The sequence below is a fragment of the Paenibacillus sp. FSL P4-0113 genome (assembly GCF_038009305.1).
Lineage (GTDB): Bacteria > Bacillota > Bacilli > Paenibacillales > Paenibacillaceae > Paenibacillus > Paenibacillus polymyxa_D.
The window spans coordinates 891,875-909,217 of sequence record NZ_JBBPAZ010000001.1 but is presented as its reverse complement, the minus strand read 5'-3'; the positions used below and the strand labels follow the sequence as shown (position 1 = coordinate 909,217).

Below are 17,343 nucleotides of genomic sequence, written 5' to 3'. Positions count from 1 at the left end.
ACGAAGTTATGGATAATTTGATGAAAAGAATAGAATCTCTTTCTCCAGAAAAAAGAAAGCTATTTGAGACGATGCTAAAAGAAAAAGGAAAAGATGTTTCAAAATATACGCCAAATGCCTTTTCTGGAATACCTTCTGCCAGAGAGCAGGAATTTTACCCTATGTCATCTGCCCAGAAAAGGCTGTATATACTAAACGAGCTTGAAGGAGCAGGTACTGCATATAACATGCCAGGCGTCGTACTGCTGGAAGGAAACATTGATGCAGTACGCTTCGAACAGGCATTCAAGGAGCTAGTAAAAAGACATGAGGCTCTGCGCACATCATTTCATATGGTTGAGGGTGAACCAGTACAAAAGGTTCATGATTACGTGGATTTCAGTATTACGTACCTGGAACTGGATGAAGAAAAAGCAGCAGAAATAGTCAAAGAATTCATAACGCCCTTTGATCTTAGCCAAGTTCCATTACTGAGAGTAGGACTTGTAAAAACGAACGAAGACAGGCGTGTTATGATGTTTGACATGCACCACATAGTATCAGATGGTATATCAGTCAATATACTTATGAGTGAGTTTTTGGATTTGTACCAAGGGAAGACCCTTTTGCCACTACGGATACAGTACAAGGATTTTTCTGTATGGCAGAAGGAGATGTTTGCCGGAGACTCAATAAAGAAGCAGGAAGAATACTGGCTCCAGACATTTAAGGGTGATATACCGGTACTGGATATGCCTACTGACTATCCAAGACCGGCGGTACAAAGTTTTGAAGGAGATGCTGTAAGCTTTGAAATAAACCCTGAACTTTCAGTCAAACTAAATAAGCTTGCAACAGATAATGGAGCTACCTTATACATGGTACTGATGGCTGCATATAACGTACTCCTGTCCAGATACACTGGACAGGAAGACATCATAGTTGGAAGTCCTGTAGCCGGAAGGCCCCATGCTGACCTGCAGGGTATCATTGGTATGTTTATAAATACCTTGGCCATAAGGAACTATCCTGAGGGAGAAAAGACCTTCGTCCAATTCTTGCAGGAAGTAAGGGAAAATGCGTTTTTGGCTTTTGAAAATCAGAACTACCAGTTTGAAGAACTTGTAGAAAAACTTAATCTCATGAGGGACATGAGCAGGAATCCTCTTTTTGACACTATGTTTGCACTGCGCACTTCAAACAAGACAGAATTTGCAGCATCGGGTATAAACTTCAAACAATACAACAACTGGCTGGAAGGCAGAAAGGCAAAATTTGACCTTATGCTTGAAGTGGTAGAGGGTCAAGAAGGTATAACATTTAACCTTGAATATTGTACCAGGCTGTTTAAGAAGGAGACAATAAAAAGGTTTGGAACCCATTACATTTCCGTTCTTGAAGAGATAACGGCATGCCCTGAAAAAAGGTTGTGGGAAATTGATGTACTGTTACAGGAAGAAAAACAGCAAATCCTATATACCTTTAACGCTACAGAGGCACAGTATCCTAAAAACAAGACTATCCATCAGCTTTTTGAAGAGCAGGCAGAGAAGAACCCTGATCATGTAGCTGTGGTATTTGAGGGTAAAAAGCTTACATATAGTGAACTCAATAAAAAATCAAATGGGTTGGCCCATGTATTAAGGGCTAAAGGAGTCAAACCGGACAGTATCGTAGGTATTCTGGCAGAACGCTCACTTGAGATGATAGTAGCAATCCTAGGGGTATTAAAAGCAGGAGGGGCATATCTTCCCATAGATCCAGATTATCCTGAGGAAAGAATAAGTCATATGCTGGAAGACAGCCGGGCAGTGATCCTGTTGACCCAATCACATTTTATAGACAAATATACATCAATAGGTACAGTAATAAATTTAGAAGATGAGCAGGAATATTCAGATGAACAATATAACTTATCGGAGGTAAATAAACCTTCCGATCTAGCTTACTTAATATATACCTCAGGCTCTACAGGTAAACCCAAAGGGGCAATGATAGAGCATAGAAACATAGTAAGGCTGTTATTTAACAGTAAAATGCAGTTTGATTTTAACGAAAATGATGTATGGACTATGTTTCATTCTATGAGTTTCGATTTTTCCGTATGGGAGATGTACGGGGCGTTGTTATATGGGGGCAGATTGGTGGTAGTTCCTAAAATGACAGCACGCAGCAATGTAGAGTATCTGAGACTTCTAAGGAATGAGAAGGTGACCGTATTAAATCAGACACCTTCAGCCTTCTATAATATAGCCAATGAAGAAGTATCATATGAAGAAAAAGAACTTAAGATAAGATATGTCATATTCGGAGGGGAAGCATTAAAGCCTGCATTGTTGAAGGAATGGAGAAAGAAGTACCCGCGGACTAGACTCATCAATATGTATGGAATAACCGAGACAACAGTGCATGTCACATATAAAGAGATAGAAGAGGAAGAAATTAGATCTAATGTGAGCAGCATAGGAAGGCCTATACCAACACTTACAACATATGTAATGGATAAGAACATGAAAGTTGTTCCCATTGGAGTAGCCGGAGAGCTTTGTGTAGGAGGAGACGGAGTTTGCAGAGGATATCTTGGAAGACCGGAGCTTACAAAGGAAAAGTTCGTTCAAAATCCGTACAAGCCGGAAGAGAGGTTATATAGATCTGGAGACCTGGTCCGGTTATTATCTGATGGAGAAATGGAATACCTGGGTAGAATAGACCACCAGGTAAAGATAAGAGGCTTTAGGATAGAGCTTGGTGAAATAGAAGCACAACTGCTAAAGCATCCTTCAATTGAGGAATCTTTGGTGATTGCAAAGGAAGACCATCAGGGCAGTAAATACCTGTGTGCATATATAGCGGGAGAAAATGAGCTGACAATATCAGAACTAAGGGAGCATCTCTTAAAAGAACTGCCCGAATACATGGTACCATCATACTTTGTGCAGCTTGAAAAAATGCCATTGACAGCTAATGGCAAGATAGACAGGAAGGCATTGCCTGAACCCGAAGGTAATATAAATACGGGAATAGAGTATGAAGCGCCTATAGGCGAATTTGAAGAGAAGCTTGCACTGATTTGGCAAGACATCCTTGGAATTAAGAAGATAGGAAGAAATGACAACTTCTTTATGTTAGGTGGACACTCTTTAAAGGCTACAAGCCTTGTAGCGAGAATTCACAAAGAGTTCAATATAGACATGCCTCTTAAGGAAATATTTAAGGCTCCAATTATAGCGGAAATAGCAAGGTATATGAAGGAAGCAAAGGAGAGTATATATCAATCCATCCAAACTGCTAAAGAGATGGAATACTACCCTATGTCATCAGCCCAAAGAAGGCTGTATATATTAAATCAGTTTGAAGGAGCAGGGACAGCATACAATATGCCAGGCAGCTTGCTGGTTGAAGGCAGTATTGATCTGGAGCTTTTTCAGAAGACCTTCCAACAGCTTATAAATAGGCATGAGACCCTTCGAACATCTTTCCATTTCATAGAGGGTGAACCCGTCCAGAAGATCAATGATCCTGTGGGTTTTAGTGTAGTGTATCTAGAATCTTACGAAGAAAAAGTGGGGGAAATCGTAAAAGAATTTATAAAGCCGTTTGATCTTGGAATTGCTCCGCTGCTAAGAGTAGGCCTTGTGAAAACGGGAAAAGACAAGCATGTCATGATGTTTGACATGCACCATATCATATCTGACGGTACGTCCATGGATATACTGGTACATGAGTTCATGGATATGTATGGAGGAAATAACCCTTCTTCCCTCCGTATACAGTACAAGGACTATTCTGTTTGGCAGAAGGAACTATTTGCTGGGGACAAAATAAAGAAGCAGGAGGAATACTGGCTCCAGGAATTTAATGGAGAAATTCCTGTGCTGAATATGCCAGTAGATTACCAAAGGCCTGCGGTTCAAAGCTTTGACGGAGGTTTTATCCGTTTTGAAGCAGGCAGTGAGCTTACGGGAAAACTTATTAAGCTTGCAAGGGATAATGGGGCTACTCTTTACATGACATTGCTTGCTTCATACAACATACTGCTGTCTAAGTATACGGGGCAGGAAGATATTATAGTGGGAAGCCCTATAGCTGGAAGACCTCATACAGATTTACAAGACATAATAGGTATGTTTGTAAATACTTTAGCCATGAGGAACTATCCCCAGGGAGAAAAGACCTTTGCTGAGTTTCTAAAGGAAGTAAGGGAAAACTCTATAAGGGCTTATGAAAATCAGGACTACCAGTTTGAAGAACTGGTGGAAAAGCTTAATGTAAAGAGGGATATGAGCAGGAATCCTCTTTTTGATACTATGTTTGTATTGCAAAATACCGGCTCATCAGAATTGAAGATAGATAGGCTTAAGTTTATACCCTATACAAATGAATTTAGAATATCCAAATTTGACTTGACATTAAATGCTCGGGAAACCCAGGAAGGTATTGCATTTGATTTGGAATATGCCACAAGGCTGTTCAAGAAAGAGACTGTAGAAAGGTTTGCAGCCCATTACCTTAATGTTCTGGAAGAGATAACGGTTTATCCTGGAAAAAGGTTGTCAGAAATTGATATGCTTTCACAGGAAGAAAAGCAGAAAATACTATATGACTTTAACGATACAAAGGTCCGGTATCCTAAGGATAAGACTATACATCAACTGTTTGAAGAGCAGGTAGAAAAGACACCCAATAATATTGCTGTAGTGTTTGAAGATAAACAGCTGACTTATAAGGAAGTAAACGAAAAGGCAAACCAACTGGCCAGAAAATTAAGAGAAAAGGGAATAAAACCTGATAGTGTAGTGGGAATTATGGTAGAACGTTCCCCGGAAATGATCATAGGGATCATGGCTGTCCTAAAAGCTGGGGGGGCTTATTTACCCATAGCTCCTGAATACCCTGAAGACAGGATCCAGTTTATGCTTGATGACAGTGGCAGCCAAATTATTCTGATACAGGATAAATTTATAAATGCTAAAGGTAGTTACAGAAATGCTGAATTTATTAGCATAGAAAATCAGGAACTATTTACTGGGGATGTATCAAATCCAAAGTTAATTAGTAAACCTGAAAACTTGGCTTATGTAATATATACATCCGGTTCTACCGGCAAACCCAAAGGGGTAATGATAGAGAACTACTCCGTAATCAACCGGATCAACTGGATGCAGAAGCAATACCCGATAGCTGAAGGTGATGTGATCCTGCAGAAAACTCCCTATACCTTTGACGTATCGGTATGGGAATTATTGTGGTGGAGCTTTACTGGGGCCAAAGTCTGCCTGCTGATACCGGGAGGAGAAAAAAATCCGGAAGAAATCGTGAAGGCAATCGAAAAAAATAAAGTTACCACAATGCACTTTGTACCATCCATGTTGAGTGTATTTTTAGAGTATGTAGAGGAAAAGGGGATAATAGAGGAAATAGCAAGCTTAAAGCAGGTATTTGCCAGTGGAGAAGCACTGAACCTGAAGCAAGTAGAAAAGTTCAACAAGCTGCTGTACAAAGAAAAAGGAACAAGCCTGCATAACCTGTACGGACCAACAGAAGCAACAGTAGATGTATCCTACTTTGGCTGCTCTACGGAAGAAGAATTGGAGCTTGTACCTATAGGAAAGCCCATAGATAACATTAAGTTGTATGTTGTCAGTAAGGAAAAGGGCCTGCAGCCGATAGGAGTAGCGGGAGAACTATGCATAGCAGGGGATGGACTGGCAAGAGGGTACTTGAACAGACCGGAACTTACAGAAGAAAAATTCGCAGCAAACCCATTCGCACCGGGTGAAAGGATGTACAGGACAGGTGACCTGGCAAGGTGGCTGCCTGACGGCAACCTAGAATATCTGGGCAGGATCGACCATCAGGTAAAGATAAGAGGCTACAGGATAGAACTGGGTGAAATAGAGGACCGGTTATTAAAGCATGAAGCAATAAAAGAAGCGGTGGTATTGGACAAAGAAGGAGCTGACGGAAATAAGTATCTTTGTGGATACGTCGTACCGGATCAAGAAATAACCGTACAGGGGATGAGGGAACACTTGTCAAAAGAGCTCCCGGACTACATGATCCCTTCCTACTTTGTGCGGATGGAAAAGCTGCCATTGACCCCTAATGGAAAAATAGACAGGAAAGCATTGCCTGTGCTCGATAGCAATGTTAATACCGGCGTAGAATACGTAGTACCTTCGGGAGAAATAGAGGAGAAACTTGCGCTGTTGTGGCGGGATATCCTTGGAATAGAGAAGGTAGGAAGAAATGATAACTTTTTTATGCTTGGGGGACACTCGTTAAAGGCAACAAGCCTTGTAGCAAGAATTCACAAAGAGTTCAATGTAGACATACCTCTTAAGGAAATATTCAAGACACCAACCATCTTAGAAATTGCCAGATATATTAAAGACTCAAAGGAGAGCCTATATCAGTCAATCCAACCGGCAGGAGAAATGGAATACTACCCTATGTCATCTGCACAAAGAAGGCTGTATATACTAAACCAGCTTGAAGGGGCAGGGACAGCATACAACATGCCTGGTATTATGCTGCTGGAAGGAAGCATTGATACAGCGCGTTTCCAGGAAGTCTTCAGGCAGTTGGTAAAAAGGCATGAGACTCTTAGAACATCGTTCCACATGATCGATGGTAACCCGGTCCAGAAGGTTCATGACCATGTGGAATTCAGCGTGATGTACTTTGAAACTAACGAAGAAAAAGCCGCAGAGTATGCTGGGGAATTTGCCAGACCTTTTGATCTTGGCAAGGCTCCTCTGCTAAGGGTAGAGCTTGTAAAAACGGGAGAAGACAGGCATCTTATGATGTTTGATATGCATCACATTATATCCGATGGTGTCTCCATGGACATACTGATTCGTGAGTTTATGGATCTTTATGAAGGAAACAACCCTCCAGCACTTCGGATACAGTACAAGGACTACGCTGTATGGCAGAATAAACTGTTTGATGAGGGCGGAATTAGCAGCCAGGAGGAATACTGGCTCCAAGCATTCCAGGGAGAAATACCTGTACTGAATATGCCGCTAGACTATCCAAGGCCTGTAATACAAAGCTTTGAAGGGGATTTTTTTAGCTTTGAAGCAGGCAGTGAGCTTACGAATAAATTAAACAAGCTTGCAAGGGATAATGGGGCTACGCTTTACATGACACTGCTCGCGGCATACAACATATTGCTGTCTAAGCACACCGGACAGGAAGACATAATCGTTGGAAGCCCTATAGCCGGAAGGCCACATTCAGACCTGCAGGATATCCTTGGTATGTTTGTAAATACCTTGGCTATGAGAAATTACCCCAAGGGAGATAGTACCTTTGTAGAATTCTTGAATGAAGTAAGAGAAAACGCTCTAAGGGCTTATGACAATCAGGATTACCAATTTGAAGAACTGGTTGAGAAGCTTAACTTGAAGAGGGACATGAGCAGAAACCCACTGTTTGATACTATGTTTACCATGCAAAATGCCTCTAAGGTAGAATTTGCAGTACCTGGTATAAGCTTCAGACCTTTTAATAACGGGCTAGAGTATAGAATATCAAAATTTGACCTATCCATTGATGCAATAGAGCGTGAAGATGGTATGGCTTTTAGCTTTGAATATTGTACTCGGCTTTTCAAAAAAGAGACTTTAAAAAGGTTGGCGGCTCATTACCTTAACGTGTTGGAAGAGATAACCGCAAATCCGTTTAAAAGGTTGTCGGAAATAAATATGTTGTCCCAGGAGGAAAAACAGCAAATAATCTATGGCTTCAATGATACAAAAGTAGAATATCCTAAGGATAAGACCATACAAGAGCTATTTGAAGAACAAGTGGAAAAGACGCCTGATAACATAGCAGTAGTATTTGAAGATAAATACTTGACTTACGGAGAACTTAATGAAAAGGCCAATCAACTGGCTTGGATCTTAAGGGACAAGGGATTAAAACCTGACAGTGTAGTAGCTATAATGGTAGACCGGTCCATAGAAATGATAATAGGTGTAATTGCTGTATTTAAAGCAGGAGGCGCGTATTTACCCATAGACACCGAATATCCTGAAGAACGAATCAGATATATGATCGATGACAGCTTGGCTGGAATTATTCTTACGCAAGAACATCATAAAGAAAAAATTAAATTTGATCTTGATATTATAAGCTTTGATGACTGTGTGAATTACAACGGGAGAACAGAAAATCTTCCTGTCATTAATAAATCTTGTAATTTAGCATATGTCATTTATACATCAGGAACCACAGGAAAGCCAAAGGGGATCGTGATAGAGCATAGAAGTCTTGTCAACATATCTTACGCATGGAAAAAGGAATATAGGCTTGCGGATATGGATGTAAAGCTGTTGCAAATCGCAAGTTTTTCTTTTGATGTATTTGTGGGAGATGTTTCGAGAACGCTGCTCAACGGAGGCCAAATGGTTATTTGTTCATCCGAGGAGAGATACGATCCTGCACGATTATATTCACTTATTAAAACCCATAAAATAACCATCTTTGAATCCACACCGGCACTGATTATTCCTCTTATGGATTATATCCATGATAATGCTTTGATTATTGATAGCCTCAAGTTGCTTATACTTGGATCAGATACTCTCTCTGTGGAAGATTATGAAAGATTACAATCCTGGTATGGAGAGAAACTGCGGGTTGTTAATAGCTATGGGGTTACTGAGTCCACCATAGATTCCAGTTATTACGAAAAGAGACTGGGAAGCTATTTGGAATCCGGGAGTGTACCTATCGGAAAGCCAATGCAAAATATAAAATACTACGTTGTTGACAAACACTTGAGACCTCAGCCTACAGGGGTTTTGGGTGAGTTGTGCATAGGGGGAGAAGGGCTTGCAAGGGGATATCTAAACCGGCCCGAACTGACAGCTGAAAAATTTGTACCTAACCCGTTTATACCAGGGGAAAGGATGTATCGTACAGGGGATCTGGCCAGATGGCTGTCTGATGGGAATATGGAATTTTTAGGAAGAGTAGATCATCAGGTAAAGATAAGGGGATTTAGAATAGAGCTGGGGGAAATAGAAGCACAACTGCTAAAGCACGTTTCAATAAAGGAAGCAGTGGTTATTGCAAGGGAAGATCAGAAGGGAAACAAGTATCTGTGTGCCTATGTGGCAGGGGAAAATGAATTAACAATAGCAGAACTAAGGGGACATCTCTTAAAGGACCTTCCAGACTATATGATACCATCCTATTTTATGCAGTTAAAAAAGCTGCCGCTGACTCCCAATGGCAAAATAGATAGGAAGGCATTGCCCGAACCTGACGGCAATATCGATGCTGGAATAGAGTATGTCGCACCCTTGGGTGAAGTGGAGGAGAAACTTGCGGGGTTGTGGCAGGATATCCTTAGTATAGAGAAAGTGGGAAGAAACGACAATTTCTTTGAGCTGGGGGGACATTCCTTAAGGGCAGCAAATCTTATTGCCAGGATTCACAAAGAGTTCAATGTAAACATACCGCTTAAAGAAATATTTAAGAGCCCAAATATGTCTGAAGTTGCCGAGTGCATCAAGATTGCAAAGGAGAGTGTATTTCATTCTATTGGGCCGGCTGGGGAGATGGAGTACTATCCAATTTCATCCGCCCAGAAAAGGCTGTATATTCTAAACCAGCTTGACGCAGTTGGGATGGCATACAACATGCCTGGTATTATGCTAATTGAAGGCAAACTCGATAAACTGCGCTTTGAACAGGCTTTTAGGGAGCTTGTTGACAGACATGAATCTTTCCGTACCTCATTCCATATGATAGATGGTAAACCGGTACAAAAGGTCCATAGCAATGTGGATTTTAGTGTTATGTATATGGAAACCGATGAGGAAAGAGCTGCGAAAATAGCCAGTGAATTTATTAGGACCTTTGACCTTGATGAGGCTCCTTTACTTAGGGTTGGGCTTATAAAAGTTGGAGAAGACAGATATATTATGATGTTTGATAAGCACCATATTATATCTGACGGGGTGTCTGACGACATACTGGTAAGAGAATTTATGAGCCTGTATGAAGGTAAGGAACTTCCGGAACTTAAGATTCAGTACAAGGATTTTTCCGTATGGCAGAACAGGCTGTTTGCTGATGGGACAATTAGTAAGCAGGAAGAATACTGGCTCCAAGTATTCAAAGGAGAAATTCCTTTGCTTAATATGCCGCTAGACTACCCTAGGCCAGCTATACAGAGTTTTGAGGGAGATGTGATCAGTTTCAAAGCAGGCAAGGAGCTTGCTGTTAAACTGAACAAACTTGCAGTGAATAATGGTGCCACGCTCTACATGGTACTTTTAGCTTCATACAATGTCCTTTTATCCAAGTACACCGGACAGGAAGATATTATAGTTGGAAGTCCCGTTGCAGGAAGGCCGCATACTGATCTTCAGGACGTTATTGGTATGTTTGTAAACACGCTAGCCATGAGGAATCACCCTCAAGGTGGAAAGACTTTTGTGGACTTCCTTAATGAAGTAAGAGAAAACTCCTTAAGGGCTTACGAAAACCAAGATTACCAATTTGAAGAACTGGTAGATAAGCTTAACCTGGAAAGGGATCTGGGCAGAAATCCACTTTTCGATACTATGTTTGTACTGCAAAATATCGAGGCATCAGAAGTGAAGATGGATGGGCTAAGGTTTATGCCCTATGACAGTGAAGTAAGAATATCCAAGTTTGACTTGACTTTAAACGCTGAGGAAACAGAGGACGGTATTGCATTTGAATTGGAGTATGCTACCAGGTTGTTTAAGAAAGAGTCAGTTATAAGGCTTATTGCCCATTACCTTAATGTATTGGAAGAGGCAGCAGCCTTTCCTGAAAAAAGGCTATTAGAAATTGATATGCTGTCACAAGACGAAAAACATCAAATATTATATGAATTTAATAATACAAAAGCAGGATACCCTCGGGAAAAGACCATCCATCAGATTTTTGAGGAACAGGTGGAACGGACACCCAATAATATTGCTGTAGTGTTTGAAGATAAACAGCTGACTTATAGGGAGCTAAACGAAAAGGCAAACCAACTGGCCAGAAAATTAAGAGAAAAGGGAATAAAACCTGATTGTGTAGTGGGAATTATGGTAGAACGTTCCCCGGAAATGATCATAGGGATCATGGCTGTCCTAAAAGCTGGGGGGGCTTATTTACCCATAGCTCCTGAATACCCTGAAGACAGGATCCAGTTTATGCTTGATGACAGTGGCAGCCAAATTATTCTGATACAGGATAAATTTATAAATGCTAAAGGTAGTTACAGAAATGCTGAATTTATTAGCATAGAAAATCAGGAACTATTTACTGGGGATGTATCAAATCCAAAGTTAATTAGTAAACCTGAAAACTTGGCTTATGTAATATATACATCCGGTTCTACCGGCAAACCCAAAGGGGTAATGATAGAGAACTACTCCGTAATCAACCGGATCAACTGGATGCAGAAGCAATACCCGATAGCTGAAGGTGATGTGATCCTGCAGAAAACTCCCTATACCTTTGACGTATCGGTATGGGAATTATTGTGGTGGAGCTTTACTGGGGCCAAAGTCTGCCTGCTGATACCGGGAGGAGAAAAAAATCCGGAAGAAATCGTGAAGGCAATCGAAAAAAATAAAGTTACCACAATGCACTTTGTACCATCCATGTTGAGTGTATTTTTAGAGTATGTAGAGGAAAAGGGGATAATAGAGGAAATAGCAAGCTTAAAGCAGGTATTTGCCAGTGGAGAAGCACTGAACCTGAAGCAAGTAGAAAAGTTCAACAAGCTGCTGTACAAAGAAAAAGGAACAAGCCTGCATAACCTGTACGGACCAACAGAAGCAACAGTAGATGTATCCTACTTTGGCTGCTCCACGGAAGAAGAATTGGAGCTTGTACCAATAGGAAAGCCCATAGATAACATTAAGTTATATGTTGTGAGTAAGGAAAAGGGCCTGCAGCCGATAGGAGTAGCGGGAGAACTATGTATAGCAGGGGATGGACTGGCAAGAGGGTACTTGAACAGACCGGAACTTACAGAAGAAAAATTCGCAGCAAACCCATTCGCACCGGGTGAAAGGATGTACAGGACAGGTGACCTGGCAAGGTGGCTGCCTGACGGCAACCTAGAATACCTGGGCAGGATCGACCATCAGGTAAAGATAAGAGGCTACAGGATAGAACTGGGTGAAATAGAGAACCGGTTATTAAAGCATGAAACAATAAAAGAAGCGGTGGTATTGGACAAAGAAGGAGCTGACGGAAATAAGTATCTTTGTGCGTACGTCGTACCGGATCAAGAAATAACCGTACAGGGGATGAGGGAACACTTGTCAAAAGAGCTCCCGGACTACATGATCCCTTCTTACTTTATGCAGATGGAAAAGCTGCCATTGACCCCTAATGGAAAAATAGACAGGAAAGCATTGCCCGAGCCTGACGGAAGTATGAGTACGGGAACAGAATATGTAGCGCCGCGGAATGAAGTGGAAGAGAAACTGGTTGAAATATGGCAGGAAGTGCTTGGAGCAAAACAGGTAGGAATAAGGGACAACTTCTTTAAAATAGGCGGAGATTCTATACGTGCAATATCATTAGTCAGCACAATATGCAAAAAGTTGGATATAAACATCCAAATCAGGGATATATACATGAATCCTGATATTGAGAGATTGTCTGCATTCTTAAAAGTAAAAGATACGGAAGCTTTTAACAGTAAGATGGGTAAAGCAAGGGAAGAACTGGAGTTATTTAAACAGCGAATATTGATGAATGAAACTCTCTCAGAAAAGTTACCTTCGGACATGGAAGATATATATCCGATGAGTCACATAGAGCTGGGTATGATTTATCATTCCAAAAAAGACTATGAAAATGCAGTTTATCATGACCAATTTGCATTTCATCTGAATGACAAAGACTTTGATTTCCCAGCATTTAAAGAAGCGATGCTTCTAATGACGTCAAAACATGATATTCTAAGGACGGTTTTTAATTTAGAGGATTTTGAAACTCCTGTGCAAATTGTTTACAAGGGCAGTAGTCTTGATATTGAGCAGATAGATATCATGAATTTTAGCAGGACAGGGCAGGTTGAGTATATAAACAAATATTTGGAAAATGACAGAGCGAATCCGTTTGATATATCAAAGCCCCTTTGGAGGATAAGAATATTCAAACTTGACGCAAACCATATTTGTCTGGTTCTGATATTCCACCATGCTATCCTGGATGGCTGGAGTGTTGCTTCATTGATTACGGAAGTTTCAAACCTATACTCTAAGCTTAAGCAAGAAAAAGATTATATACCAACACGGCTTAAATGCGGCTATAAAGATTATATAGCAGACCAAATGACAATTAAGGACAACCAGGAAGTAATTAATTATTGGAGAGAGGAATTAAGTGAATATAAAAGGTTGAATATGCCTGCAAATATTCATGGAAAAACAAAAAAATCTTATAAAGTAGACCATGTAACACGCCATTTAAGTCAGGAATTTTTAGGTGATTTAAGAAGTACTGCCAGAAGATATGATGTAAGCTTAAAGACACTTTGCTTTGCTGCATACACTTATATGCTCAATATGCTTTCATACGAGGATGACTTTGTCGTAGGTTTGGTAGAAAATAACAGACCTGTATGCGAAGATGGAGATAAGATGCTGGGGTGCTTCTTAAATACGGTTCCCGTCAAAATGTGTTTTGATAAAATCGATATATGGGAGGAATTGATAAAAGTTGCAGAAAAGAAATTAATAAACTTAAAGCTTTATGGAAGACTGCCTTTATTTGAGATCATAAATATCCTGGGCGGAAAAGAAAACAAAGAGGAAAATCCTTTATTTGATACCATATTCAATTATGTGGATTTTCATATATATAACGAGATAATAAACAAAGAAATCGCTGATGTTAAAGATAGAATTTCAGTTGATGAATATGAAGCAACCAATACAAGTCTTGACTTTACAGTAAGTAATACATTCGATGATCTTAATATAAGCTTGATCTACTCGGACAAAGTATTGGAAAGAAAACAGGCAGAAGAGTGTATAGACTATTTTATTAATATTTTAAATATGTTTATCCATAACCCCAAAGGGTCAGTTGACAAGCTTATTATATTAAGTCATGAAGAAAGAAAGCAGTTGCTGATAGACTTTAATGATACTAAGAAAGACTATCCGCAGGACAAAACCATACATGAGCTGTTTGCTGAGCAGGTGGAAAGGACACCTGACAACATAGCTGTGGTATATGAAGACAAGCACTTGACTTACAGGGAATTGAACGGAAAGGCAAATCATTTGGCCAGAGTATTGAGGAACAAAGGGGTAAAGCCTGACCGTATTGTAGGAATTATGGCCGAACGTTCATTTGAGATGATTGTGGGGATATTTGCCATATTGAAAGCTGGAGGGGCGTATCTGCCGATAGATCCTAATTATCCTGATACAAGGATAAAGTATTTGTTGGACGATAGTGGTTCCCAGATCCTTTTGACCTCCAGGACCTTTATGGAAAATAAGCAGATTGATGCGGATATTATATATCTGGAGGAAGAATATTTAAATGAAGAGAACTCAAAGCTTGAAAATGTAAACAAACCCTCGGACCTTGCGTACGTCATTTATACATCAGGTTCGACAGGGAAGCCCAAAGGTGGAATGATTGAGCATACTAGCGTTGTAAACATAATTACAGCCCTCCAGGCCATGTATCCGCTTAAAGCGGAAGACGCTTTTCTATTTAAAACAACTTATACCTTTGACGTATCCGTAGCTGAGATATTTGGCTGGTTCCTCAACGGAGGAAAGCTTGTAATATCACGCCAAGGTGTGGAAAAGGAAGCTATGGAGTTAGTAGAGGTAATAAACAAGCATAAGATAACCCATGTAAACTTTGTACCATCAATGCTGAATATAATGGTACAGACTTTAAAAGATAATGGTATAAAACTGCCATCAACTCTCAGGTATATTTTTGCTGCTGGAGAAGCGCTGCCCAAAAAGCTTGTCCATGAGCTTTTCGATGTCTCAGAGAACACATCTCTGGAAAATATCTATGGGCCTACAGAGTCCACGATATATGCAGCGGGTTACAGTATAACAAAGAAAATAGCAGAAGAACTTATAACAGTACCTATAGGGAAAGCTTTACAGAATGTATACCTTTATATACTGGACAAGCACAACCAATTAACTCCTGTAGGAGTGGCCGGTGAACTTGTGATAGGTGGAAGCGGTCTTGCAAGGGGCTATTTGAATAGACCTGAACTGACAGCAGAAAAATTTGTACCTAACCCGTTTATTCCCGGCGAAAAAGTGTACCGCACAGGGGACTTAGTAAGGCGGCTTCCTGATGGGAACATCGAATTCATGGGCAGGATCGACCACCAGGTAAAAATAAGAGGCTTTAGAATAGAGCTTGGAGAAATTGAAGCACATCTGGTGAAGCACACTGCTATTAAGGAAGCAGTGGTTATTGCAAAGGAAGAGCAGCAAGGGAAGAAGTACCTGTGTGCATATATTGTAGGGGAAAATGAATTGACCATTTCCGAGCTAAGGGAGCATCTCTTAAACGAACTACCTGACTACATGGTACCAGCATATTTCATGAAGCTGGAACGGCTGCCATTAAATGCCAACGGTAAAATTGATCGGAAAGCATTGCCTGAACCACAGGGGAATATTAATACCGGAGTAGAGCATGTAGTTCCTAGAAACGAAAGAGAAGAAATACTGGCCAAAGTATGGGAAGACGTACTAAAAACTGAAAACATCGGGGTAAAAGATAATTTCTTCAGCCTTGGAGGAGACTCAATAAAAGCCATACAGGTAATGTCGCGTCTTAACGTCCATGGGCTAAAGCTTGAAATGCGGGACTTATTCAAACATCCTGTAATTGAGGAACTCGTCGAATATATACAATCTACAAGCCGAAGAATTCATCAAGGCCCGGTAGAAGGCATAGTACCGATAACACCTATACAAAGATGGTTGTATAAACAAGACAGCAAGGATATCCATCATTTTAATCAGGAAATAATGATATATGGGCGTAACGGATTTGAAGAAGCTATTATTCGAAAAGTATTGTCAAAGCTTGTAGAGCACCACGATATTTTTAGAACAGTGGTAAAAATAGAGGATCAAAATATACTCCAATACAACAAAAACCTTGAAGGTGAACATTTTTCATTGGAAATTGTAGACCTTAGGGACAGCTATAATTACCGGGAAAAAATAGAGCTGGAAGCGTCGAGGATTCAGAGGAGCATGGACTTGTATAACGGTCCTTTAGTTAAGGTTGGTCTGTTTAAGACTAAAGAAGGGGACCACCTGCTAATAGCTATTCACCACCTTGTAGTTGATGGGGTATCGTGGAGAATCATACTGGAAGATTTGGACATAGGATACAGACAGGCGCTAAACAATGATGAAATAAAATTCAGCAACAAGACCGACTCTTTCAAAGATTGGGCACAGAGGCTTGATGAGTATGCCAATAGCCCTGAACTATTAAAAGAAATAAATTACTGGACCAATTTGGAAAAAACTGAAACAATACCGCTTCCAAAAGACCGAGAGATTGAAGAAAGAAGGTATATGAATAACAATAGCGTCAAGATCGAGCTGAGTATTGAAGAGACTGAGAAGATGCTAAAGCGGGTAAACCATGCTTATAACACAGAAGTAAACGACATATTGCTTACCGCCTTGGGATTAGCAGTGAGGGAATGGACCGGAAATGATAAGGTTCTGATCAGTCTGGAGGGGCACGGCAGGGAGGAAATCATTAAAGACATTGACATAAGCAGGACCGTGGGATGGTTCACCACCCAGTATCCCGTGGTGTTAGATGTCAGCGGACAACTCGATATTTCCCGCATGATCAAATCGGTAAAAGAAAACATCAGGCAGATACCTAACAAAGGGATAGGTTACGGCATACTAAAATATCTTACCTTGCCGGAAAACAAAGCCGATTTAAACTTTAATCTAAACCCTGAAATAAGCTTCAATTACCTCGGTCAATTCAACCAGGATAATGTAGACAATTTATTTGGAGTGTCTGATATTCCTGCCGGAGAGTCTACAGGACCAAACTATAAAAGTGAGTATTGTATTGATATTAACGGCGGAACTGTAGAAGGCGGGAAGCTGGAATTAAACTTTAGCTACAACCAGGGCGAGTATGAGAAGAGTACTATTGAAGGGGTAGCGGTGAGTTTTAAAAAGCATTTAGTAAACATAATAACCCATTGTGCAGAAATGGACTATTCAGAAGCTACACTCAGTGATTTTACAGTAGACGATCTGAATATGGATGAGTTTGAAGACGTATTGAATAACTTCGAATAAAAAGAGTTTGTATTTA

General features: G+C 40.4%; 1 protein-coding gene. It reads left to right on the top strand.

Features of this window, described 5'->3' with window-relative positions; all coding sequences use genetic code 11:
• Positions 1-8 precede the first annotated feature (8 nt).
• Positions 9-17,327: a non-ribosomal peptide synthase/polyketide synthase gene (locus MKX46_RS03390; RefSeq protein ID WP_341070906.1), complete on the top strand. Its 17,319-nt coding sequence runs from the start codon at positions 9-11 to the stop codon at positions 17,325-17,327.
• The last annotated feature ends 16 nt before the right edge of the window (positions 17,328-17,343 follow it).